The sequence below is a fragment of the bacterium genome, from assembly GCA_030699905.1.
In the GTDB taxonomy this organism is placed as follows: Bacteria; Patescibacteriota; Minisyncoccia; order Phycocordibacterales.
This window is the reverse complement of the sequence record JAUYKQ010000025.1, coordinates 1-26,085: the sequence shown is the minus strand read 5'-3', so window position 1 is coordinate 26,085 and position 26,085 is coordinate 1. Positions and strand designations below refer to the sequence as shown.

Annotated in this window: 16 protein-coding genes and 1 rRNA gene; 12 read left to right on the top strand and 5 right to left on the bottom strand. The window is 45.7% G+C overall.

Annotated elements, in window-relative coordinates:
* Positions 1-119: 119 nt before the first annotated feature.
* Genes Q8P86_03165 through Q8P86_03145 form a run of 5 tightly spaced genes read right to left on the bottom strand, consistent with a single transcriptional unit; the run spans position 120 to position 4,835 of the window.
* Positions 120-680, bottom strand: coding sequence for an elongation factor P (locus Q8P86_03165; GenBank protein MDP3996665.1), 561 nt, complete (start codon positions 678-680; stop codon positions 120-122).
* A 58-nt stretch (positions 681-738) separates the two neighbouring features.
* Complete coding sequence (locus Q8P86_03160; protein ID MDP3996664.1) at positions 739-1,125, bottom strand: GxxExxY protein; 387 nt, start codon at positions 1,123-1,125, stop codon at positions 739-741.
* Between the two features lie 46 nt (positions 1,126-1,171).
* Positions 1,172-2,221 (bottom strand): recombinase RecA, encoded by a 1,050-nt coding sequence (gene recA, locus Q8P86_03155; GenBank protein MDP3996663.1) that lies wholly within the window; start codon positions 2,219-2,221, stop codon positions 1,172-1,174.
* Between the two features lie 18 nt (positions 2,222-2,239).
* The gene (locus Q8P86_03150; protein ID MDP3996662.1) at positions 2,240-2,596 is read right to left on the bottom strand and encodes a hypothetical protein; all 357 of its coding nucleotides are present in this window, start codon (positions 2,594-2,596) and stop codon (positions 2,240-2,242) included.
* Positions 2,589-4,835, bottom strand: a complete 2,247-nt coding sequence (locus tag Q8P86_03145) for a DNA translocase FtsK 4TM domain-containing protein (GenBank protein MDP3996661.1) — start codon at positions 4,833-4,835, stop codon at positions 2,589-2,591. Before Q8P86_03145 ends, Q8P86_03150 begins: the two co-directional genes overlap by 8 nt.
* Positions 4,836-5,041: 206 nt before the next feature.
* Here Q8P86_03145 and Q8P86_03140 point away from each other — a divergent pair, with 206 nt between their 5' ends.
* From Q8P86_03140 to Q8P86_03085, 12 genes are all read left to right on the top strand, one after another.
* The gene (locus tag Q8P86_03140; protein ID MDP3996660.1) at positions 5,042-5,854 is read left to right on the top strand and encodes a hypothetical protein; all 813 of its coding nucleotides are present in this window, start codon (positions 5,042-5,044) and stop codon (positions 5,852-5,854) included.
* 994 nt (positions 5,855-6,848) lie between these two features.
* On the top strand, positions 6,849-10,304 hold the full coding sequence (locus Q8P86_03135) for a peptidoglycan-binding domain-containing protein (protein MDP3996659.1): 3,456 nt from the start codon (positions 6,849-6,851) through the stop codon (positions 10,302-10,304).
* A 318-nt stretch (positions 10,305-10,622) separates the two neighbouring features.
* The gene (locus Q8P86_03130) at positions 10,623-11,186 is read left to right on the top strand and encodes a hypothetical protein (GenBank protein ID MDP3996658.1); all 564 of its coding nucleotides are present in this window, start codon (positions 10,623-10,625) and stop codon (positions 11,184-11,186) included.
* A gap of 78 nt (positions 11,187-11,264) precedes the next feature.
* A complete protein-coding gene (locus Q8P86_03125; protein ID MDP3996657.1) occupies positions 11,265-13,469 on the top strand; it encodes an O-antigen ligase family protein in 2,205 nt (734 codons plus the stop codon).
* Between the two features lie 332 nt (positions 13,470-13,801).
* Complete coding sequence (locus tag Q8P86_03120) at positions 13,802-13,948, top strand: hypothetical protein (protein ID MDP3996656.1); 147 nt, start codon at positions 13,802-13,804, stop codon at positions 13,946-13,948.
* Positions 13,949-14,310: 362 nt separating this feature from the next.
* Positions 14,311-14,925, top strand: a complete 615-nt coding sequence (locus Q8P86_03115) for a hypothetical protein (GenBank protein MDP3996655.1) — start codon at positions 14,311-14,313, stop codon at positions 14,923-14,925.
* 20 nt (positions 14,926-14,945) lie between these two features.
* Positions 14,946-18,806, top strand: coding sequence for a lamin tail domain-containing protein (locus Q8P86_03110; GenBank protein ID MDP3996654.1), 3,861 nt, complete (start codon positions 14,946-14,948; stop codon positions 18,804-18,806).
* Positions 18,807-19,333: 527 nt separating this feature from the next.
* Positions 19,334-19,825, top strand: a complete 492-nt coding sequence (gene rplJ / locus Q8P86_03105; protein MDP3996653.1) for a 50S ribosomal protein L10 — start codon at positions 19,334-19,336, stop codon at positions 19,823-19,825.
* A 149-nt stretch (positions 19,826-19,974) separates the two neighbouring features.
* Entirely contained in the window at positions 19,975-20,457 is a 483-nt protein-coding gene (rplL, locus tag Q8P86_03100; protein ID MDP3996652.1) for a 50S ribosomal protein L7/L12, read from the top strand.
* Positions 20,458-20,713: 256 nt separating this feature from the next.
* Entirely contained in the window at positions 20,714-21,298 is a 585-nt protein-coding gene (locus Q8P86_03095) for a hypothetical protein (GenBank protein ID MDP3996651.1), read from the top strand.
* 231 nt (positions 21,299-21,529) lie between these two features.
* Positions 21,530-22,222, top strand: a complete 693-nt coding sequence (locus tag Q8P86_03090; GenBank protein ID MDP3996650.1) for a hypothetical protein — start codon at positions 21,530-21,532, stop codon at positions 22,220-22,222.
* Between the two features lie 1,028 nt (positions 22,223-23,250).
* Positions 23,251-26,085: ribosomal RNA gene (locus Q8P86_03085) — 23S ribosomal RNA — on the top strand; the annotation flags it as partial.

The window sequence follows — 26,085 nt, the reverse complement described above, 5'->3', positions numbered from 1 at the left end:
CCAAATCAACCTTGAATTGGGAACACGAATTTATCCGAAAAAACCCCTAACGCCACAGGCGTTAGGGGTTTTAGTATTCGGGAGTATTTGGGTTTAAAATTCGGGATTGATTAGTGATTTTACACACGTTCTACGTATTCTCCCGTCTCGGTATTTATCCGAAGCACATCTCCTTCTTTAACGAACATCGGCGTGTTTACAGTCGCGCCGGTTTCAAGCGTAACTTGCTTTGTGCCTCCTTGCACGGTATTGCCTTTAACAGCAGGAGCCGCTTCCACAACCTTCAGTTCCACTTTGATAGGAAGGCTGACGCCTATTATTTCTTCGTTGAAATACAAGGCGGTAACCAGAGAGTTTGCTTTCAGAAATTTTTTGCCCTGGCCCAAAAGCTCTTCGCTTAGTTGAAATCTCTTGCTCGGATCATTGGCTTCGCAAAACCACCACTGTCCTTTGTTGTTGTACAAATATTTTATTTCCCGCTTTTCCAAATCAGCTTCCTCTGCCTTTTCGGATTGACCGAAAGTACGTTCGGTAACTTTGCCTGTTATGATGTTTTTGAGCTTGGTCTGATTTACCGGTTTTCTCTGTTGCATGCGAAAAATCCGCGCGTCAAGAACCTCATACGGCGCTTTGTCTAAAATGATAAATCTACCTTTTAGGATTTCGTTGTATTCAAGCATGGGAGTGACTCGATGCGAATCTGCGGATAGGGGATTCGAATTTACGAATAAAATGATGCTAATGAACCGTATTTATGACGCGGATAGGTTTTAGATAGGTGTTCCTAAAATTAACTATTAAACCGAGATTATAGCCAGCAGCTTCAAGATAACGTCTCATCTGGTAGAAGTCCTCTTTCGTTACAAATGGCTTGGCCTTTAAATCCAACAATATTTTATTGTCGATACAGAAATCTACCACATTAGTATTTTGTCGGTCAAGCTTTTCCATCGGCAACGCCTTTTCTCTCTCGTACTCAAGTTTGCTCTCTTTTAATAGCGTTTCTAACAAATCTCCGTATTGTCTTTCGCGGCACATTCTCCCCAGCTCTCTGTGTGTTCTAAATAATATTCCGGTAATTCTATACGAGAGTTCTTTGTGTATAATTTTTTCTACCTCTCCCATTTTATTCGCGTCATTCGAATTGTCTAATTAGTAAATTCGCATCGTGTTACTCTTTTAATTTCGCGAGAATTTCTTTCAGAATCTGTTCCGCGATTTTTCCATTGTCACGAAGAAACTGGCGAGTAGAGTCGTAGCCGCGGCCGAGTTTTACTTCGCCATAGGAGTAAGAGCTTCCGCTTTTTTGAACAAGACCAAACTTTTCGCCCAATGCTATAAGTTCGCCTTCGCGAGATATTCCTTCGTTATACATAAGGTCAAATTCCGTCTGTCTAAACGGGGCGGCCACTTTGTTTTTTACCACCTTTACGCGGACACGACCTCCCATTATTTCTTCACCCTTTTTTATTTGAGCGATACGGCGAACGTCCAAGCGCACGGATGTGTAAAACTTAAGCGCCTTACCGCCAGGGGTCGTTTCGGGATTACCAAACATAACTCCTATCTGCATACGTATCTGGTTTATAAATATTACTATGGTTTTTGAACGGGCGACGATAGCGGTAAGTTTCCTAAGGGCCTGCGACATGAGTCGCGCCTGCTTTCCCATATGACTTTGCCCCATGTCTCCCTCTATTTCGTCTTTCGGGGTAAGAGCGGCAACGGAGTCAATGACCACGACGTCTATTTTCCCCGACCTGACAAGCGATTCCACTATTTCAAGCGCCTGTTCGCCCGTATCCGGTTGGGATATTAAAAGCTCGTCTATTTTCACTCCGAGCTTCTTGGAGTACTCCGGGTCCATGGCGTGTTCGGCGTCAATGTACGCGCATATTCCGCCTTTTTTCTGGGCTTCGGCGACTACGTGGAGGGCTAAAGTGGTTTTACCGCTTGACTCCGGGCCGAATATTTCAACAATTCTACCGCGAGGAAGGCCTCCCACTCCGAGAGCGGCGTCAAGACCGATAGAGCCGGTGGGAATGGCGTTTACATTCACCTTCGGTTTTTCGCCCAGCTTCATTATGGCGTCGTCTCCGAATTTGGTTTTTATGGCGCGAAGAGCCTCGTCCACTTCTTTGTGGGAAGGGGGCAGAGAGGAAGACGGCGAAGTCGTCGCTTCTTCCGTCGTTTCTTTTTTCGGTGAGATTTTTTTGGACATCGTTTTGTTATTCAGAAGTTAATTTATAATTTCGGGTTCATATACAAGCTCCAATCTTTCCGTTTTCACTCTGCCAAACCTGTCTTTGGCTTCAAGTGTGATTATATTATAGCCGGGGGCGAGTAGCAATTTTTCCAGAAAAGAGCCCTCCTCGTTGGTAAAAATCTGCCTGCCGTTTAAGGTCAGAAAGGCGATATTTTCCACCGAACCGGATACGGCCACTAACGAATTGCCAACAGTAGAGCCATTTTGAATACTGCCCAAAATAAGAATGGGTCCCCGTAGGAAATCAAGCGACCGTAAATACATATAGCCCGTGCCGATTACGGCCAGTACCACAAATACCAAGAGACCGATTCCTAATTTCCTAATCATATGTTTTTTGATTTTCGTCCTCGTCCGGTTGAATGTTTTCTTGAGAATGGTCAACTTCTTCCGGTATGGCTGAAGACGACGGAGCGTCAAAGACCTCACGGGGTCTCGAACCATCGGCCGGCCCTATAACGCCTCTTTCCTCCAGCATGTCCATGAGGCGGGCGGCTCTGGCATATCCTACGCGAAGTTTGCGTTGAATATATGAAGTGGACGCTTTGCCTGCCGCCACAATGGCTTGGCGGGCTTCTTCGTATAGGTTGTCGTCAATGTCCTCATCTTCGTTCATGGAATTAAAGATATCAGAAGAAGCCCCTGTGTTTTCTCCCTCGCCGGAAAGAGTCAGTTCTTGAGTGGCTTCGTCCGCGTATGTTTCCGCCAAGTATTTCACTACGTTTTTAACTTCATTTTCTGAAACAAAGGCCGATTGTATACGAAGAGGTTTTCCCATTTCTCCCGAAAGGAACAGCATGTCTCCCGCTCCCAGAAGTTTTTCGGCTCCGCCCGTGTCCAAAATGGTTCTTGAGTCAATTTGAGAAGAAACTTGAAGGGCGATGCGCGCCGGCACGTTGGCTTTTATGAGACCGGTAATGACATTCACGGACGGACGTTGGGTTGAAATAATAAGGTGGATTCCCACGGCGCGACTCATTTGGGCCAATCGCACGATGGCTGACTCCATTTCTCTTGGGTAACTGCTCATAATATCCGCCAGTTCGTCTATGACCACGACAATATAGGGCATAAGTTCGGGCAATTTCGCGCCATCTGCCTCGCTGTCTTTTTTGCTTGACTTCTTCAGAGCCGGTTCCAGTATGTTTTTGTGATAGGACTCAATGTCTCGCACCGACTCCGACTCCAATATATCGTATCGGCGATCCATTTCTTTTGCCGCCCATTTCAAAGCCAAAATGGCTTTTTTCGGTTCGGTAATGACCGGAGTCAAAAGATGAGGTATTTTTTTATAAAGAGTGAGCTCTACGCGTTTCGGGTCTATCATTATGAGTTTCAAGTTCTCCATGGAGTTGCGATACAGAAGGGAAGTGATAAGCGCGTGTATGGTTACAGATTTTCCTGAGCCCGTCGTGCCTGCTATGAGAAGGTGGGGCATCTTGGCGATGTTCGCGAAATGCGCCTTTCCGGATATGCCCTTGCCGAGGCCGACAAGAAGAGGTTTTTCCGATTCGCCATAGTCGGGTGATTTCAAAAGAGTTCCCAGACCTAAAGTGGCTTTGGTTGTGTTCGGCATCTCAATGCCGACAAGAGCTTTGCCCGGTATAGGCGCTTCTATGCGAAGAGGGTGGGCGGCCAAGGCCAAAGACAAGTCGTTTTGCAAAGCTACTATGCGGGACAATTTTACTCCCTCCGCCGGTTTTAAAGCATACCGTGTTACTGACGGCCCGACCGTTATTTCATCCATCTCCACGTGTATGCCGAAATTCAAAAGAGTGCGTTTTATTATGGTCGCGTTGACTTTGATGTCGCCGACTCCGGGTTTGCCTCTGTCTTCTTCCAATAGGGAAAGAGAAGGCGGTTTATACTCTTTGTGCATCGCCTTAAACGGAGCGATAAGACCAAATTCGCTGTCTTCGGACGCTTTTTTTTCTTTGGCAAAAGAATTTTTTATCTCCGGTTCTTTTTCCTCCCCGTCTTCGTCATCGTAGCCGGCCTCTTTGGTGGCTTTATCAATACGCTCTTCTTCCTCTTCGGTTACCACCGAGGAATCGTCTTCTTTTCTGCCGAACTTGGACAGAAGAGACCTTATGGGGTCGACGGTAAAACGCGTTTCAAATATCACGAGCAGAGAAATTAAAAAAACGGCTGTCAATATAACCACAGTGGCGTATATGTCAAAGAAGTTAAGAAGGGGTAGGGAAATTATGTTTCCCACGGCTCCGCCTCCTTTTTCAAAAGCGATATTTGTAATACCGAGTCCGGCCAGAAGAAACAGAGTCCCTCCGCCTATTTTAACCAAAGGGAAACCTTCTTTTATATATGTCCAGAAACTGACTCCCATCATAAAAAGTACGAGAGGCAGTAGAAAATAGCCGATGCCTAAAAGTTTTGATAAAAAGCTGTAAGTGTGACTTCCCACGATGCCCGCTTTGTCAAAAGCCGACAGTATAAGAAAGATTCCGGCCACAAAAAAGACAACGGTAACAATCGCTTGTAATGTGCCTTCTCTTGCTCCCTCTTCAAATTCAGAGTCCTTGGTTTTTTTTCGTTTATTTTTCTTAGCCATACAAACATTATACCAGACGGCTGTAGAAAGCCGACATCAAAAAACGACGCTCATAGGCGTACCAAGTTTTGACTTTTAGGGAGTGTCCCTTATAATGGGTTTAAGAGAAAAAGTCCTTTAAAGATGAGAGGCGAGTATAAAGGACACCTTGAGAAGGTACAAAGGACAAATGCGATATAGGACAAGCCATATAAAAGACAACAGTAATGGACAAAAAGGACAAATTTATTCAAGTGAGTGTGGTAAATAAGGGCCTAAACCCTCTTGTTTTTAAGCTGTTTCATAAAGACAGCGACTTATTTTTCATATTTAAAAAGACAGAAAAAATTGCGGCCGCTTTGTTTCTTGTGACCAACCTGATGTCCGATACTGAACCTCTAAAGACCACTATTAGAAATCTCGGGGCGCGTCTGATTTCCAAAGCACTGTCCTTAACAGGCAATCCAAAAATCTCGTTCGGGGATCCTGTCAAAAATTTGTTGTTGGACTTTGTTGAGATAACTGCCCTGCTTGAAGTTTCATATTTGGCTGGTTCCGTTTCGGAGATGAACTATAAAGTAATAAGCCAAGAGATAGAAAGAATCGTGAAGGGTTTGAGTGTCGGAGAAGAGGACGGAGAACGTGGCGGAATATTTTTGGCAAAGGACTTTTTTGAAATTGACGGGCATAAAGGACATGTGGAAGAAGGTGGAAAAATAGATGAGAAAGATAAAAACTTTGATATCCAGCAAAACGATTTTGTGTCAAGAAAAAAACAGGTGAACACGCAGTCGGGCCCGGAAGAAATTTATAAAGGACAAATGGCGATAAAGCCGAAAATAGTTGAACGCAAGCGGGGAAGGAGAGATATTATCTTGGAAATACTGGGAACAAAGAGCAACTTGACCGTAAAGGACTTTTCGTCAGTAATTGCCGGTTGCAGTGAAAAGACAATACAAAGAGAGCTTCTTTCTTTGGTGAGCGAGGGTGTCCTTAAGAAGGAAGGGGAGCGTCGTTGGAGCAGATATTCTCTATCGTAACCGCGTAAAATGGCAAGAAAATTGCAAATTCTCTCCTCCTTAAATTCTTCATTACTACTGTGAATTACGAAATACCCGCTTTTTACCCCCAAGAGGAAAGTCGCAAAAAAGTGACTAAGACCGGGCAAGCGCCCTTGGAGCGGTCACTTTTTTGCAACTTCCTCTTGGGGGTGCCTGCCGTATTTCGTGATTCCTAATTCCTATCTCCTAAATCCTATCTCCTATCTCATTCTTTGCTCCCCCCTCCCATTTAGTGGCCTGAAATTGACTCTTTGCCTCCTATATGCGATACTGCTTTAATGGGTTATTTTTCAGAAACCCTAACGTTTTGGCCTCTTTTTCCCTCCTTTGGGACCAAATAAGAGGAAACGGGAGGTGCTTTGGAAAGTTATCCACATTATATTTTGTTGGCAGGCCATATTTCTGGGTATATAATTCATTGAAACATGCGGGAGCTGTATTTACAGCTCTGTCATGTTTGGAATACTGACACGAGAGAGTTTTTTGTTTACATGGTCTGACAGCGTTGTGATGGTTCGTTGACAATATGAATATGGCGTAAACTTACAGCAAGGAAGAATGTCCCTATTTGGTTGTAATGAAAGAATATGCTTCACGTCTTAATGTTGACTGCGTCGGAACCAAGTTTGTAATAAAAACATCCTTGGTCTCGGTGCGTGTTGAAGTGGGTTTAGTTTAGTATTAGCAGTTTAGTTTAAAAGCGGCTTAAGCGGGTTTTTGTCGAAACAGATCTGCTGTGTCGCAGTAATGTCTCTAAATCTTTTTCTAAATTCTTTTCGCGAATATTCGCGAATTAAATTCGGGTCTGATTCGGGATATTGCTACAACACAGCAGGTCTGTAAAGACCGGCGTAAAAGCCAAAAGAGACGAACTTGGTATTACAAGATCAGGTTTGTCACAAAATGCAATTTCAAATCTCCGAATGTTTTATAAAGTAACCCGGAGTATAGATTGCAAATTATTAAGAAAATTATGAGTTATTTATACAAATCACAGACAAAGAAATTTGTCGCTGGGTTTGTCGGTTTGGCTCTTGCCTTTTCATTGGTGGGAGTACAGACGGCAAGCGCGGCTCTGACTACTGATCAGGTGAATACAATCATCGCCCTTCTTCAGTCGTTCGGAGTCGATCAGACAACGATAAATAATGTGCACGCGTCTTTGACGGGGGGAACTCCGACAGCGCCGCCTTCAGGCACACCAACGACAGGATACACATTTAATAGAAACCTTATGCAAGGGTCTTCAGGTGAAGATGTAAGACAGCTTCAGATGATTCTGAATCAAAGCGCGGATACGAGAATCGCTTCTTCAGGAGTCGGTTCTCCCGGAAGCGAAACGACTTACTTCGGCGCTCTTACAAAAACGGCGGTAATCAAGTTCCAGAACAAGTATGCCGCTTCAGTCCTCGCCCCTGTCGGACTTTCTTCGGGAACAGGATACGTAGGTCCCGCAACGAGGGACTTCTTGAATTCTCTTGGTGGTGGTACAACTCCTCCTCCTTCAAATGGTGGTGGAACGACACCTCCTCCTCCGACGGGAACAGGACTTAAGGTAATGCTTGCTCCTGACTCTCCGTTCGGAGTAGCACTTGTGCAAGGACAAGCGGTTGGCGAGTTGGCCAAATTCACTTTTGCCAACCCGACCTCTGTTGCTATCAATGTTACGAACCTTGCCTTCAAGAGAATAGGGACATCCGCTGACTCTACACTTTCCAATGTCTATCTATTCCAAGGAGCTACTCGTATTACTGATGCCGCAGGCATAAGCAATACGGCATTCAGCTACAACAACCCCAACGGTGTCTTTACAGTACCGGCTGGCGGAACGGTAACCATCAGCGTACGTTCCGACATCACCGCCTCAACAGGCGGAGAGCAGGTTGGAGTACAGTTGGATTCAGTAAGCGCGAGCGGAACTCTTGACTCCAGCGCTACATTCCCGATAACCGGCGGTATTCAGACCATTTCTTCCGCCACGCTCGGTACTTTGACATTCACTTACACGGGCCCTGATGGCGGAACGGAAAATCCCGCAAACGATGTCCGTGTCTTTGAAACTCAAGCGGTTGTTGGAACTCACGCAATGAATTTGGAGTCAATCGCGTTTGAAAACCGCGGTACTTCATCGGACGGAGACCTTAGAAACATCCGCCTCTTTATTGACGGAGTACAGGTTGGAAGCGCTGTAGGCCAGTTTACTGACAAGCGCGCCACCTTTGACCTCACCGCAAGCCCTGTTCGTCTTGAAACGGGAACTCGTATAATTAAAGTTACGGCCGATGTCGTAAAAGGTTCAAGTGAAACTTACAACATCCAGATTCGTCGCGCCGCGGACGTACGCGCCAGAGACATTCAGCTCGGCCAGCCGGTTCTCTCAAGCAGTTCGTTTGCTATCGCCGCCGGCAGTGCTAACACTATTGCCGCCGGATCTCTTTCTGTCAGCCGTTCCACGGATTCTCCGTCAGGCAACGTAACAGTCGGAGCGACCAACGTTTTGTGGTCCAAGTTTGATGTCCGAGCCACGGGCGAAGATGTCAAAATAGAGGCCGTCACTGTTGATGTTGATACCACTGCTGGAGACGGCATGGACAACGTCAAAGTGTTCGTAAACGGCGTTCAGGTTGGCTCTACAAAGGATGTAGGTTCGGCTAGTAGTGAAACGGGAACTGAGTTTACATTCGGTTCATCGTTTATTGCCAGAGCCGGAGAAACTATGGTAGTTGAAATCTACGGCGATGCCAAAGAGGCCGACGCTACCAACTTCGCTGCTGCTGCTACAATTGACGTAGGATTCTCTATTGCGGCCGCTGATACCGAAGCCATGAATTCCGGCGACACGGTAAGCGCGGTAGCGGAAGTAGAAGGATTCTCAAGAACTATGTCCGCCACCAGTTTGACCGCTTCCAAATCTTCAGGATTTGGTAACCAGACATACGTTGCGGGTAGCAACAATGTGAAAGTGGGTTCATTCACGCTTGCAGCCGGTTCTACGGAAGGAGTCAATGTTAATACCATTACTATTGAACTTTCTTCTGATGAATCAGCTTCTGTAACGAACTTGATGCTAAAAGACAGCTCTTCAGGCGCTCAACTCGGAACGACCAAAGCCAGCCCTTCCACTTCTAACGGCTTCTCGGTCAACTTCACAATTCCCGCTTCCGGAAGCAAGACAATTGACGTCTACGCTGACTTTAAGGCGGGTTCCAACGCGGGATCTTGGACAGCGCAGGTTGATACGACTTCCGGTGGTAACGGAGCCATGACGGCTCAATCAGCCACTGTCGGGTCAGACCTCGTTCTTCAGACAATTACTCTCGGTTCAGGTACTTTGACTGTAGCAGCAAACACTGGAGCTACGCCGGCTGACTACATCGCTCTTGCGGGAACAAGTGATGTTAAAGTCGGTTCATTCCGATTTACAGCGCAGGATTCCCAGTTCACTGTTCAAGAGTTGAAAATCAAGATTCCTGCCAATGCCGCCACTTCAGTAGAAACCATAACTCTAAAGTGGGACGGAGGACAGGCCTCACGAGGAATTGATGACGTCTCAACTGGCGCAGCAGAGACCCATTCCACATCAACATTCGCTGGTCTGGACTTTGAAATTCCGAAAAACACAGAAAAGAATCTTGACGTTTATGTCAAAATTCCGACCCTTGCTGACGCCGGCGCTAATATATCCGGTAGAGCAATCTCGGCTCTTATTGACTTTGACGAAGGATTCAAGGCGATTGACGCGGCTGGTACGGTTGACGATGAAGCCGCCGATGCCGACCTTAACTCTGCCGGTACGTCTGGTAGAGGTACGGTATATGTACGCGATTCCGTTCCGACAATTTCGGCGGCTGGCGATGAACCGACAACTTTGAGCTCTGGCGAAACGGTACTCGGACGCGTTACCATAAAAGCGGATAATGCAGCTGACATAACTTGGAAACAAATTATGTTTAAGGTCAGCAAAGGCAGTGGAGTTCAAATAGGAGCTACCACGACCTTGGCGCTGTGGAGAGGAAATACACAGGTTACAGGTGTCTTCGCGACCACGACTGCCACAGACGGTACCGGTACGATGGAGTCATTCGCGGCTGATGCCACGACAGGTGATATTGTCTTCATAGTAGGCACAAGAACTGGCACTACTGAAGAGGAAATCGGTAAAGGCGAGTCCGCTACTTACGAACTTCGCGGTTCTGTAACCGGAGTTGGTACTGGCGACCACTTGCGAATCAGCGTAGAGAAACCCTCTACAGCCGTTGTAACCGATTCCTTCGCTGATATTGCCGGCTCTATAGCCGACACAGGTCACTCGTTTGTCTGGTCTGATCGCTCGTCTACGGTAACTACCGTACACGCCGTAACGACAGATGACTGGGCTGACGACTATCTTGTGAACACATTGCCGGTAACCATCGGTGACCATCGGTAATCGTTCCGCAGGATTCTAAGTCGGTTTGGTAAGGGTATCGTGAAGAATATTCACGGTTCTCCTCCAGTCGGGATTTCGGCCCGACACGTATAGACGAGAGCCCCATGGGCTTTCCGTCTAACAAACAAAAAACCACACCATAACGGTGTGGTTTTTTGTTGTAAGTTTAATTAAGTTTAGTTAAGAAGGATAGGTACGAGAGATACGATTTATGATTTAGGATTTATGAATAAGAGGTGAGAGCAGTCACATTGGCGTTGCACTTAGAGTTAGAACTGGGTTGTTTTTATCCAAAGTCGGTTGTGATATAATCAAATTATGCAAACTAAAAATGCTATCATTTGGGTTTTTATAGCCGTAGTTATAGCTCTAATCGGTTTTCGGATATTTAATAAACCTGACGTTGAAACGGAAACGCCTTTTGTCCACCCGTATCCCGTCAAATCGTCTGACACTATTTCGTCATGGAACTTTGAAGGGGCATACAAGGACGGGGGAGAACTTGAAGAGCGAGCCAATGCCAATATCACGCGATTGAGAGGACTTTTTGGAAATGGGGAGTACACGGACTACGAACTTTATATAAGCTTGGCAAGCCAGTACGATTCGCTGGGCGACGGAGAAAAGGCCTATGAAAACTTGGGCAGAGCGCTTGTCATTGATTCTCAAAATTCAGGATTGGCTTGGAATAATATGGGAGCTTTGATGGTTCAGCTCGGGGCGTTAGACAGCGCCCGTGAAGCGTATGACCGCGCTATTGAAGCCCAGCCCATACCGGTTTATTACAACGCAAAGATAAATTTTCTGGAAAGATATTTCCCTGAAAACGAGGAAGAAATAAAAGCGGTAAAAGAGGAGGCGGGGCAAGCGGGGGAGTATTAATCGGATAAAAGGAAGTGTTTAAAGACCTGAACCTGCGGCATTTTAAAAATCATAAGTTCTGTTTTGTAGATTTGGATTATGTATAATTTTTTTCACTGGTTGCTTATTGCTCCCGTCGTTTTACCGCTTGTCTTTGTTGACGGATTGCTTTTTCCGCACGTAACGCTCAAAACGCTTCTTTTTAGGGGGCTCTTTGTTTTAGCTTTTGCTTGTTTCGTCTATCTTGTTTTTTCCGGCAGAGAATTTTATTGGGGGAGGTTGAAAAACAAAGTTGTTTGGATTCCGGCGGGACTTGTCGCGGTGGCTTTTCTGACTTCGGCTTTGGGCGTGGATTTCTACCACAGTTTCTGGTCCACATTTGAAAGAGGGGACGGACTTTTGACACTGCTTTCCGCGGTCGGTTTTTTTTACCTTGTGGTGCTTTACGCGGATAAAAAGTTTCTTTCCGTTTTGTATAAGACGGTGGCGTGGGTGGGGACTCTTACCGCGGTCTTTGCTTTGGTTCAATGGCTGGAGGTCTCTTTGGGAATAAATTTCCCGATTGTTGACGAGCCGCGCGGGCGTATCGGTGGAACATTTGGCAACGCCGCGTTTCTGGCGGGGTATCTGGGAATGACGTTTTTTGCCACTTTGGCGACGGCGACGGAACTAAAAGGGAAGTGGCAGAGCGCCGCCTACGGCGGCGCACTCCTGCAGGCCATTGTGATATTTCTGACCGCCACCCGTGGCGCGATGCTGGCTTTTATCATCATAGGCGCGGTAGCTTTGATTTACGCGAGTTTCAGGGCGACTCATCCCAAACTCCGTTTCTGGGCGCGTATTTTTGTCGTAGCCGTTGCCATATTAGGGGGGACGTTTTTCACTTTCCGCTCGGAGATAGCTAAAATTCCTTTTGAGCCGATAAGCCGTTTGGCTCTTGTGTCCGTAAGTGAAAGTACGATTTCAAGCCGTCTGTTTATTTGGAAAAGTTTTTTGCCAAAAGTGGCGGAAAAGCCGATACTGGGCTACGGAGCGGAGCATATAGCGCCTTTGTTTAACGAGGTCTACGACCCCACTCAAATAAAAGAACAGTGGTTTGACCGGTCTCATAATTCTTTTTTTGACTATCTACTGCAGTACGGAATTTTCGGTTTGTTTTTCTATTGCGGAGTTATTCTGCTTCTCGGGTTTCTCGGCTGGAAAATGTGGAAAAAAGGAGATGTTAACGGAATATTTTTCTTGGCAATGGCCATGTTCTATTCCATACACAATTTCTTTGTCTTTGACACGGCCATGACGCTATGGCTCTTGTTTGTTTTTACCGGTTCGGTCTTTATATTTTCAGAGGAGAAGGAAATCAAAAAAGGGTCTGTTTTTCGTCCACGTGCCGTTTTGGCTTCTATCGCGGGACTTTTGGTTTTGTCTTTGGTTTTGCCGATTTTTGTAACACCTCTTCGGGCCAATATTGCTTTGGCTTCGGGATACAATAAACACGTTTCTGATGTAGGGAAAGCCGTGGAATATTTTGAAAAGGGTCTATCGCTCAACACATACGCTGATTTGGAATACGGCTATCAGGCATATTCCATGTACACGGACAGACAAGTAACAATGCTCTCCGGCGATGAGCGGGTTTTGGCTTTTGAATACGCGGTGAAAATCTTATCTCAAAACTTGGAAAAATATCCTTATGACGGTCGCACGGCCATGTACCTCGCGCATGTTTTAGACCTCACGCCGATGGAAGCGGAAAGAGACACAAAGTTTTTGGAGGAAATAATAGAAAAAACCATAAACATTTCTCCAAAAAGAAGTCAGCCGTGGTTTTTGAAGGCCAATATTTTCATACGACAAGGGGCGGACGTATCGTCGGCGGAAAAAATGGAGGCGTATGGGCAAGCGATAGATATTTTGAGAGAATACATAACCAGGGTTCCTAAAGACCCGGAGCCGTATTTCGTCATCGCCAATTTATACAGGGCAATGGGGGAAAGCGAACGGGCGGCCGAAGAGTCGGGCAAGGGTCTTGAATACTATACAAGTGACGCAAAGGTGGCCGGCCAAGCGCTTCCGTATTATATCGGAGTGCGGGACTGGGAGACGGCCAAGTTTTTTATGGAAGATGTGGTGGAAGGCGATTCTCATGACTATACGGCTGTTTATGAACTTGCGAAATTAAACTTTTTGACGGGCGATCTTGAAGAATCTTTGCGACTGGCCGAGATAGTCAGAAAAGAGGCGCCGGAGGTTTTCGATAGTGACCCTGCTTTTGTGGAGGCCGTTCAAGAAATGAAAGGCGAGTAACGAGGGGACGCGGGGGGGGAGGGATTTTGGAAATCCTCCGTCACATAAGAATGTGACACCTCCTTTAAAAAGGAGGAATAAAACCACTTTCTGATAGGTGTGAGGGGTTACGCCCGAAAAGTTGGCATTAAATCAATAGGCGGGTTACAATTTAGTCAAATCTTTGAATTACGAAACATCTGCCCCCCACTCGGAAAGCTCCCCAAAAAGTGACCGCTCCAAGGGCGCTTGCCCGGTCTTAGTCACTTTTTTGTGACTTTCCTCGTGGGGGGTGCCTGCCTTATTTCGTAATTCAAAATTATTCGTACGCTCTATTTGTAAGTTTATCCACCATGAACGGAGTTTTTAACAAAACATTTTTTAAATTTTTAGTGGGTTTTATGGCCATGTTGGGACTGGCTGTTGTTGTTTTTGTGGCTGTGGGATTTTATGAGATTGAAAGAAAGAGGGGAGAGAGCGTTAAGGAAATTGCAGGGTAAATTAAAAAAATCCCGCAAACCTTTCGGTCTGCGGGAACACGTTTCTATGAGCAATACCATGGCCTTTACCGCCTTTCGACGCACACGCGCCGTGGCGTATCTCTAGCTGAACCGTAAAAAGAAACGTGTATTTAGATTTTACTACATTGTCCGATAACGTCAATCAACTGTGATACGGTACGGGCTCTGTTGTATCAATACCTGGTAGTGATATCAGCAACGCAAAAACGCCTAATACTGCCAGTATTAGGCGTTTTTGAAGTTTAGCACATTCATTGTGGACATTGACACTCTGTAGTTGATACAATCAGTTATCCACACTTGGAATGGCGGGGGGAGAAAGTTTTGCTACAATGAAATTTATGATTAAAATAGTCAAATGGGTGGCAGGTATTTTGGTATTAGGGTTTGTTGTTTTGGTGATAGGCAGGGCCATATATTTGGGCTTGGAGGATAGGACGGAGAGGGAGGTGGAGAAGATACACGCGACTAAATTGACCCTGGCCGATGTGATGGGAGAAAACCTTCCGCCTGACCCTGGGGAAGAGGCCGATGATACGGTGGAGGGAATAGACGCGAACGGGAATGGAATAAGAGATGATGTGGAGCTGGCGATTTTTGATAAATATCCTGACTCCGCTAAAACAAGAGCGGCACTTTTGCAGTATGCTCTTGCGCTCCAGCTGGAGATGACACAGGATGTGGTGAATGAGGGGACGGTAAATGCCGTAATTGAAGAAAACTCGAGAGCGGGTGATTGCATCGCTGATGTTATGGTCCCCAGGGAAGGTCCGGAATCATCCAGGAGTTACAGTGACTTAGAGAAGATTAATGAATACATGAGTTTTGTCGATGAAAAGCATCTTAACAATAGTTACAGAAAGACTGTAAAGGAGAAGTTCTACAGCTATTTGGGGTCTTATTCTAACTCTCCTAAACCTGTCTGTGATATTGACGTATCAAACTTCCAAAATTAGTCTAAACACTGCACAAATTCATGCTTTACGTCCCATCAAGAAAATATAGAGAATTAGTAGTTAGTTTGTATTTGCCGGTCATAATACTGTTTTTGTTGCCCGGTCATTCCGTTCAAGCACAAAATCAAAGTTGTTTTTCTTTAGGTTATACAATTTTGACAATAAATGGGGTTTTCACTGACGAAGATGGAGCAAAGAGAAACAACGACAACTTAAGACGGCAATTACCGCAAGTTTTTAAGTCTGAACCAGTAACCATTGACTACCTCCACAACCCATCCCACTTGGCTGGGTTTGGCGACATTACAAAGTCCATTCTTCAAGGCCTTTACGATGACGAAAACGGCGTGTCTGACGACTACGATTTTAGAGAAATGCTCAGGGACGCGAGCGAGAAAGTTAAAACTCAAAAGGTTCTTTTAGTTGCCCATTCACAGGGCAATTTTTATGCTAACAGTATTTACACGGCTGTGGCGGGCAAAGACGGTGGAGTGCCGGTCGGCTCTATAGGTGTCTATAGCGTGGCCACTCCCACCAGTTGGGTGGCCGGCGGTGGCCGTTGGATTACGTCCGACAACGACACAGTCATAGCCAAAGTGGTTAAAGAGGCGAAATTTATAGGTGGAATAATGGCACCGAATGTTTCCATTGAAAAAAATGAAAACGATCCTTCCGGCCACAGCTTTTCGGAGACGTATTTAAAGTATGAGGGAGGGAGAATCGTTTCGGATATAAAAACGGCTTTGGAAAAACTTGAGACGCGGGGAGATGGGGAAGGGAAATGCATTGACCCTGTGGAGCTGTCCTTTTTTCATAAGGCGACAGGTCTAATGTTTACGTTAGCTGACCCCACGGCGGAGGGCGCTGTCAAAGTGGCCTCGGTTACAACCAAGGCCGTTTATAAAACCGGAGAGGTGGTAACCGAAACAGGAACAAAAGCGGTTACCGCGATAGGCAGTGGTGTAATGAAAACTGCGGAGGTTTCCGCGAAAGTTGCTCACAAAACAGGCCGAGCTGTTTTAGGGGCGGTGTCCGGAGCGGGGAAGCTCCTGTTTTCCGTTTTAGAAGACGTTGACCCTGAAACACTGGTGGCGTCTTCCGCCGTAGCCACGGACTCTTCTGACAAAGTGTCTTCTTCTGTAGTGGCGCAGAATACATCTCAAAACATAGGCGACTCAGGCGCAGTAAGCGGTGAAAACGTGGAGGGGCTTTTTAATTCGCGAGAGGTGGATAACAGTAGGGGGGACGAAGAGGAAGTATCGGCTGTAGCGGAGGCGGGGGGTGAAAACGGGCGGATTGTTTTGGACAGCCAAAACAATCCGCCCGCTTTGGCCGACTCTTCTTTTTCCCCGCAGTCACAAGATTTGAAAGAAGTGGCTGTGGTGTTTTCGGGACTCTCGGGTGGCTCCGGCGGAGGAAGCCGAAAAGGCGAGAGTAGTTTGACTGTTGAAGACGTTACCGACAAGGAAAGTTCAGAGACCAAACCGCCGGAGTCACCCTCTGTCACGGAGCCGGCGGATTTTTCCGAAGTGTTTACAGACGGGATATTGATATTTAGCGGTGTCGCGGAAGGCGCCACCACTGTAAGCAACAGCTTCAACTCGGAAACATCCATTGTCTCCGAAAGTGGCATCTGGTCTTTGACTCTGTCTTTTGAAGACGGTGAACATGACATATCTTTTTTTGCAACGGACGAGAGCGACAATGTTTCCGATCCGACGACTGTTTCTTTCAGCGTGGACTCTCAGTCACCGGAAGTCAGTATTTATATTCCGGCTTGCGAGAGTTCTCTTGCGGAGGACGGCTGTCTTTTGACTGATACGGAAGTTTATATTCATTGGACGTCTACCGGAGACGACGTGACTCATTATTTTTTGAATATTGACGGGGAGGTTTCTTCCACAGAGGCGACAAGCACTGTTGCCTCTCTGTCAGACGGCGGTTCTCACTCTGTTTCGGTCTCGGCCGAGGACGGCGCGGGTAACATGTCTACTACAAGTGCGATGGAAGTTTCCGTTTTCACTTCTCCCGTAGTCATAAACGAAGTGGCATGGATGGGGACGGAAGATAATTCAAGGCACGAGTGGCTGGAACTTTACAATAATACGCCGTTTTCCATAAATTTATCCGGCTGGTCTATCCGAGCTGTTTCTGACGATTTGGAAATAGAGCTTTCGGGAGAGATTGCTCCTATGTCACATTTCGTATTGGGACGCATGGCAAATGCCACGGACGAGACGGGGCCCTTTTCAGACGTGGCGCCCGATATGCTTTACGGAAACGGGGCGTCACAGTGGTCTCTTTCAAACGGAGGTGGAAAGCTTGAGCTGAATTTCAATGACGTAACGTTTGATTCCACTCCCGACGCGGATTCCGGATGGACAGCTGGAGAAAATGCAGGAAAACTTTCCATGGAAAGACGAAACAGTTTTTTGTCGGGAGCCGACTCTGAAAATTGGGGCAACAATCTTGAAATCATACGTAGGGGAAAAGACGCCGAAGGGAACAGTGTAAACGGAACACCGGGAGTTAAAAATAGCGTTTCGTATCTTATAAACAAAGGGGAGCATATCGCGGGTGAAGTGAGAGTCGCCGCTTCGGAAGGGCCTTATCTCATAGCGAAGGATCAGGTCGTTTTGTCCGGCGCTGTCTTTCAGGCAGAAGAGGGAACAGTTATAAAATTCGCTCCTGGCGCTTCTCTTTATCTTTCCGGCAAATTCATTTCTGGAGGGACAAAAGAAAGTCCTGTGGTTTTGACTTCCATATTTGACGACGAATCGGGAGGGGACACAAATGGCGACGGCGACACTTCTCCTGATGCCGTAAAGCCGTGGAAATTCCTTGTTTACAAAGAAGCGGAGGATTCGGTTTTGTCGCACATTGCTCTGAAGTGGGGAGAGGGCATTGAATTCCTAAACGGTGGTTATTTCACCGCGACCGATATTTCCGTATCTGACAGCGAGAATGCGCTGGTGGTGGCTGGTCCGACCGAAGTTTCCGTGTCCGAATTTTTCGCCGAAAGGATTGAAAACGAAGCGGTTCTCGTCTATGACGGCGGTTCCCTCGTCCTTTCGGAAGCGGTTTTTTCAGACATTATGCAAGAAGATGTGATTGTCGCATATGAAGGTTCGTCTCTTCATTTTGAAGACGGTGAAATAAAAAATATTGCGGACAATGCCGCCCTTGCTCTGTATTCAAGCGATGCTGAAATATACCGCGTTTATTTTGCCGGAGGTTTAGGTAGCGGTATTGAAGTATATAACGAGGACGGCGGAACCCTTTTGCTGGAAGACATAAAAGCCGAAAACTTTTCCGGTACGGCCATTGAAGTTTACGGGGGAGTCGTGGAAATAAAAGATAGCGAGATTACTCTAAATGATATAGGGGTTGAAATTTACGACGGCGAAACGGAGATTTCAAATTCAGAAATATCGTACAGCAACGTTGGAATCAGTATCTATGGAGGAAAACTTTCGGTAGAGCAAAGCGATATATCGGGAAACGGTATCGGGGCCGAAGTTTACGGCGGTCAAGTTTTAATAAGCGGGAGCGAGTTTTTCGCCAATGAAACGGCCGTTTATTCCGCCACGGATGAACCGGTTGAAGCGAAAAACAACGATTGGGGAGATTTGTCCGGGCCGAAACACGAAACGGATAATCCGGCTGGTTTGGGAGATGTGGTTTTCGGAAATGTTTTGTTTATTCCATGGGCCGGTATGGCGGAGGAAGAAGAAACAGAAAAAGAAGAAGGAACAGAAGATGGTGATGAAGAAGGGAGTGAAGGAGAAGATGGGAAAAAAGGCGAAGAAGATGAGGACGAGGAAGCAGAGGAAGATGGAGAGGAAGGGGAAGATGACGAAGGTGATTCAGATGGCGAATAAAATATCTCAAATTACAGAGCTCCTGTTTTGACTCTGCGTCGCAAGGGAAGTTCCAACAAAGTGACTGAGCCCTAGGCAAGCGCCCTTGGAGCGGTCACTTTTTTGGAACTTCCCTTGCGACGCCCACCCATCGGCTGGCAATGCAGAATACGCAAAGCCCTTATTGCAAAATTTGCCAAAAGGGCGCGTTTTTGGTAATGTTTCCTTCATAAGGCCAAAGACAGCCCCGACGTTAGTCGGGGTCCCGAAGCTGACCGAAAGGTCGGCTTCGGGACAGGAAGCGAAAGCTTTAATAATCCGCAAGGATCCTGCCGAGGTTTCTGTGCTTTTTTGCACGGATTTCTATTTGGCTCCGTCCTTCTGGACGGAGTTTGGCTTTAAAAAGGTCGAAAGTGTTTACTCGAATAATCCCGAATTGGATGCGAATATGCGCTCCCGAATCTGGCTCTAAATCTGATTAGAGAAAATTCGGTTCTTAATTAGGGATTGATTAGTGATTGATTATGTATTGATTAGAGATAACTCTCATGCCTATTACAAAACAAAAGAAAGAAGAAGTCATAGTCAAATTAAGAGATATTTTGAAAAACGCGAAATCCGTAACTTTCGCCAATTTCCACGGACTGAATGTTTCTGAAGCTACCAAGATGCGAAAGGAGCTTCGTGATGTCGGTGTGGGATACTATGTCGCGAAAAAGACGCTCGTCAAACGCGCTTTTTCCGACTCCAAAGTTTCAGGCGATGTTCCGGAACTTGCAGGGGAGCTCGGGGTCGCTTTTTCCTCTGATGAGGTGGCGTCCTCGCGCGAGATATATTCTTTCCAGAAAAAGTTTGAAGAAAGAATTTCAATTCTCGGCGGTATATTTGAAGGGAAGTTTAGGAATAAAGCGGAAATGACCGAAATAGCCAGTATTCCTTCCATTCAAATTCTTCGCGGAATGTTTGTCAATGTCATAAATTCGCCGATACAGGGGCTGGTAGTAGCTCTTAGTAAAGTCGCAGAACAAAAAACCGCATAAATCGCCAGAATATTAATAGATTTTAGATTAAAATTTTCAATTTACAATTATCAATTTTCAATCAAATCCCGAAATTTCCAATTTGGAAATTGAATATTGAAAAATTCAATGAAAATTGCAAAATTGAAAATTGAAAATTGAATTACATTATGTCAGATACAACAACAGTTCCTCAAACAGAGGAAAAAAAAGAAGGTGAGAAAGCTCCGGTCGTGGCGGAAGCGGTCGCGGAAGCCAAAGATTCGGGAGAGAACGTGGAAATTCCGGAAAAATTCAAGAAACTGGTTGAGCAGATTGAAAGCATGTCGGTTTTGGAACTAAACGAGCTGGTGAAGCTATTGGAAAAGAAATTCGGCGTGTCAGCCGCGGCTGTGGCCGTAGGGCCCGCCTCCGCAGGAGGAGGCGAGGCAAAGGAAGAGAAGAGTGTTTTTGACGTTGAACTCACGGAAACGGGAGCCCAGAAAATCGCGGTTATAAAAGCGGTTAAAGAAGTTCTCGGTCTCGGTCTTAAGGAGGCGAAGGACTTGGTGGATGCCGCGCCTTCGGAACTAAAGAAAGGAATGAAAAAAGAAGAGGCGGAGGCACTGAAGAAAAAAATAGAAGAGGCGGGAGGAAAAGTGACTTTGAAGTAAAGGGGGTCGTTACCGGAACCGGAGGGGATTGTATAAAAACAACAGAAAGCGGGTTTGCGAAGCAAACCCGCTTTCTGTTTTTTCGGCGAGTCCTGTTAAACCCTCGTTTCTAACGGGGCGGGCATGGCGGAATTTTAAAAAAATGATATAATATGTGGATTGGTGGTATATTTTCTCGATTTTTCAACAAATCGCGGTTTTTAGCATTATGGAGATTTTAAGCAAACTGTTCGGGAGCGAAGCGCGTGTAAAAATCATGCGATTGTTTTTGTTCAACCCTAAAACAGCTTTTTCAAGCAAGGATATCGCGCGAAGGGCCAAGTTGGGAGATAGCGCCGTCAGACGCGAACTTCTTGTTCTCAAAAAGTCAGGGCTCATAACGGGTAAAGTGTTTACACGGACGGTTGAACAGACAAAGGAAAATAAGAAAGTTCTTAGGAAAAAAAGAGAAGATGGCTGGATTTTGAAAAAAGGGTTTCCGTATCTTTCGCAGTTTCAACAGCTCCTCATATATACGGTGCTTATAAAAAACGAAGAGATTGTCAGGAAACTTAACTTTGCCGGCAAGATTAAACTTGTCGTAGTGGCGGGAGTTTTTATACGGGATTTTGACAGCAGAGTGGATATTTTGGTTGTTGGAGACCGCATTAAAGACAAGGTTTTGGAAAACATTATCAAGGATATTGAGGCGGAGATAGGCAAAGAGCTTTCTTTCGCCGTTTTTGCGACTGACGACTTTAAATACCGCCTTGGAATGTATGACAAGTTAATCAGGGATATTTTGGACTATCCGCATAAGACGCTTTTGGATAAAATAGGGCTGAATGAGAAGAGAATATAATGCGAATACTAAGGAAACCGTTCTCCTTGTTCGTAGTATTCGAATAGTTCGTAGGTTCGCATTATGTTATGGATTTTCGTAGTTCGCCGTTCGGATACGAGTTTTCCACACTCATTATTTTAACATGTCCAACTGTTGGTATAATTGAAGGAGGAAAAAAAACGTCCATAGGTCGGGGCGCAAGCCGGACGTATTAGATTAACAATCAGCTAACAACATAAACAAACTTTTATGACATTAGAAACTTGGAGTGATGTTTTGAGAGATTCATTCCGCGATATTTGGATGGGTGTAGCCGATTTTGTGCCGAGTTTGATCATCGCCATTATCATTTTCCTTATCGGATGGGCGGTGGGAGGACTTTTGGGCAGAGTCGTGTCACAGATAATCAGGGCTCTTAAAGTTGACGCCGCTCTTAAAAGCGCGAAAGTTGACTTGATGATAGAAAGGGCGGGTTTTAAGCTTGATTCGGGAGAATTTATCGGCGGTTTGGTAAAATGGTTTATCATTGTCGTGTTCTTGGTCGCTTCTTTTGACGTTTTGGGATTGACGCAAGTAAACGAATTCTTGCGTAATGTAGTGCTTAATTATCTACCGCAGGTTATAGTGGCCGTTCTTATTCTTCTGGTCGCCGCCGTTATTTCCGACGTTGTTGACCGCGTAGTAAGAGGAGGAGCACAAGCGGCAGGTGTTAAGTCCGCGAATTTTATCGGCGTGGCTTCAAGGTGGGCCATTTGGATTTTTGCCGTACTTATCGCTCTTTTCCATCTCGGTGTCGCCACTCCCTTTGTTCAGACGCTGTTTACGGGATTTGTGGTGGCCTTGGCTTTGGGGTTTGGGTTGGCTTTCGGACTGGGGGGCAAGGACGCGGCCTCTAAACTTATAGAAAAGATAAGGGTGGAAATAGCAACCAGAGAAAAGTAAGAAGTAAAAGGATTTGTCTCTTAACTTGGGCTAATGTTTGGTGTGGTAGCAAGGTTTGGAGTTTGCAAAATCACAAAGATAAAACCCGCGCCGTAGGCGCGGGTTTTATCTTTGGGTACCCGAAGGGGGAGGGATTTTTAAATCCTCCGTCATCAGAATGACAGAGAAAATTTTCAATTTTGCAATTTTCAATTTTCAATCAAATCCCGAAATTTTCAATGCATCAAATTCGTGGTCAATATTCATCCCGCCTTGCTTGTTTCTTTGTTTGAAAATTGATTTATTGAAAATTCTCTCGCTTCTTTCCGCGAGAGCACAAGAATAGGTGGGGTTATTCAAGAGATTGACAATAAATACGGTTGGTATATACTTGGAGCTACATTTTATGGTGACTACCCGATTTAAAAAGCGGAAAAAATAAAGCACCCGTGCCTTTGGTTGTGCTTTAAATTCCGCTCACGACAAGAGGGCGGTTTTTTATTAAAAATGAACCCTTTCCGTGTCGGCTCCGCGGTTCTTATAAAAGAGCGGCGAAGCGGATACAGAATAACGTAATTGACAGAGAGAGCTTGCCTCTTTGACAAATTAATCCCGTTGCGGCAAATGCGAGGGGTCTTGCGTGCCGAAAACGGAAAAGGTAACTCGCGCCAATTTGGTTGGCGCGATATTGAAAGTTATGTGGAGTGATACCGTCTTCAGTCAACCTTTCACCCAAATTCATGATTTTTGGCTGTAAAACTTTGTTTTACGCTCAAAACTAAATTTGTTGATGTGAAAGCGTTAATTGGTGATGGTGCGAGTTTTCTGCGTTGTGGCGGAAAGCTTCAGATTCCATGTAACAGGATTAAGAACCGTCCGCATCACATGGGATGTGAATTAAGTTCATCAAGTTCATAAAGTTGCAAGTTTATAAAGTAAGACCGATTCCGGATTTTGCAGGATCGCTTTTCTTACTTTATGAACCTTATAACTTTATACTTTATAAACTGATTTCGCGTTTCGCGTGATGCGGACGGATACAAGTTTCCTAATAGGAAATTAAGAGCATATGGTGGATGCCTTGGCTAAAGAAGGCGATGAAGGACGTAGCTTGGCTGCGATAAGCTTCGGGGAGGTGCCTAGCAACCTTTGATCCGGAGATGTCCGAATGGGGAAACCCCTCGTGCTTGCACGAGACGCGCGAAGCGCGAACGAGTTATAAAGTGAAAAGTTTATCAAGTTTATCAAGTAAGAACGACAGATTTTGTTTTTACTTTATAAACTTTATAACTTTATGAACTTTTGACTTGCTCGCGCTTCGCGCGAGCGCACCCAGGGAAGTAAAACATTTCAGTACCTGGAGGAAAAGAAAACAAGCGTGCTTCGCATGCAGTTTATAGAGTAAAAAGTTTATAAAGTAAAAAGTCCATAAAGTTCGTAAAGTGAAGAAAGGACTCCGTCCTTCTTTGACTTTCAACTTTTGACTTTCAACTTTCAAACTTTCAACTTGTAACTTGCGTGCGGAGCGCGCCCATTGCGTCAGTAGCGGCGAGCGAAAGCGCAGAAGCCCAAACCTTGTGCGAAGCACACTGTACATGACACTGATGACACGAATGTAAAGAACGAATGACACGAATAAAATTAACAAAACTTGATTTTATTCGTGTCATTCGCATCTTCTATTCGTAGATTCGTGTCGAGTTCAGCGCGCTTCGCGCGAGGGGTTGTAAGACAAAAACGTTGTATTTATACGAGGGAAGTTACAAATTATTTTGTTAATGGAAAGTTCTGGAAAGAACTGCCCCAGAGGGTAATAGCCCCGTACATGAAAGCAAAATAACTTCTTTGTTTTTGTTCTTGAGTACCTCAAGACACGAATGGCTTGGGGGAATCTGCCGGAACTAACCGGTAAGGCTAAATACTTCTTTAGACCGATAGTGAACTAGTACCGCGAGGGAAAGGTGAAAAGAACCCCGGTGAGGGGAGTGAAATAGACCTGAAACCATATGCTTACAAGGAGTCGGAGCCGCCGCATCACATGGAATGTGATTTAAGTTTATCAAGTTCATAAAGTTGCAAGTTCATAAAGTAAAACCGATGCCGGATTTTAGAGGCTCGCTTTTCTTACTTGATGAACTTTATAACTTTTTACTTTATAAACTGATTTCGCGTTTCGCGTGATGCGACGGTCACGGCGTGCCTATTGAAGAATGAGCCAACGAGTTTTAGTATGCGGCGTGGCTAAGTGCCTCTAAAGCACGGAGCCGTAGGGAAACCGAGTGTGAATAGCGCGTTTGTCGTATACTAAAGACCCGAAGCCAGATGAGCTTGCCATGGGCAGGGTGAAGTTCGCCGAAAGGCGGATGGAGGCCCGAACCGGTTAGCCGTGCAATACTATCGGATGACCTGTGGTAAGGAGTGAAAAGCTAATCGAATCTGGTAATAGCTGGTTTTCTCCGAAATAGCTTTTGGGTTAGCGTCACACGTTCCTTTTGGGGGTAGAGCACTGGAAGGTTAAGACAGGGCGAAAGCTCGCTTGACCTATCAAACTCCGAATACCAGAAGAACCGTGCAAAGCACGGAGTTTATAAAGTTATAAAGTTATAAAGTTCATAAAGTCGGAAGGGGAATTTCCCCGTCAAACTTTACAGACTTTACAAACTTGATGAACTTGTAACTTCCGCGCTTTGCGCGGTAGAGTGTGGCAGTTAGACGGCGGGGGCTAAGCTCCGTTCGTCAAAAGGGAAACAGCCCGGATCTCAAGTTAAGGTCCCTAAATCTACGCTAAGTGCATCTCAAGGTGGTGAATTTTCAAAGACAGCGAGGATGTAGGCTCAGAAGCAGCCATCATTCAAAGAAAGCGTAACAGCTCACTCGCTAAGAGAATTTGCGCCGAAGATAATCGGGGCTAAGCGTAGTACCGAAACTGAGGGTGCCTTGTGCAAAGCACAAGAACGCGGATAATATGCGGATAAAACGCGGATTAACGCGGATGAATTTCATCCGCGAACATCGGCGTCTTATCGGCGACAATCGGCGTTCGCGTGCTTTGCGCGAGGCGCGGTAGGAGAATATTCCAATCTGCGATGAAGCCAAAGGGGTGACCCATGGTGGAGCGTTTGGAAGCAAGAATGTTGGCACAAGTAACCACAATGCGGGTGAGAAACCCGCACGCCGAAAGATCAAGGTTTCCTTGGCGATGATTGTCAGCCAAGGGTTAGTCGGGCCTAAGGGGATGGCGAATGCCGGACCCGATGGACACACGGTTAATATTCCGTGACTTTCATATAATGCGATGGGGGGACGAAGGAAACAAGCGGAGGCGCTTTATTGGATTAGTCGTCTCTTGAAATGAGCGTAGCTTTTCAGGAAAATCCGAAGAGCTGGTTTTAATACCATGCGCGTTTTCGGGAGAAATTCTCCTTCGGGGGAAAATCTTCGCGAAGAGCCTTCCGAGAAAATCCTCTAAGCTTCAGTTATATGAAAACCGTACCGCAAACCGACACAGGTGATCTGCTCGAGTAGAGTAAGGCGAACGAGTGAGAGGTCTCCAAGGAACTCGGCAAAAAAGCGGCCGTAAGTTAGCGATAAGGCCTGCCTGGCGTGCAAAGCACGCAGTTCATCAAGTTGAAAGTTCATAAAGTTGTAAAGTTTATAAAGTAAAAACAAAATTTTCCGTTCTTACTTGATAAACTTGATAAACTTTTTACTTTACAAACTTGTGATTTGCGCGCTTTGCGCGCTGGGCCGCAGCTAAAGTATGCCTGGCGACTGTTTATCAAAAACACAGCTCCCTGCGAACTCGAAAGAGGATGTATAGGGGGTGACACTTGACCAATGCCAGAAGGTCAAATAACGGCGGTACGTATCACATGGAATGTGAA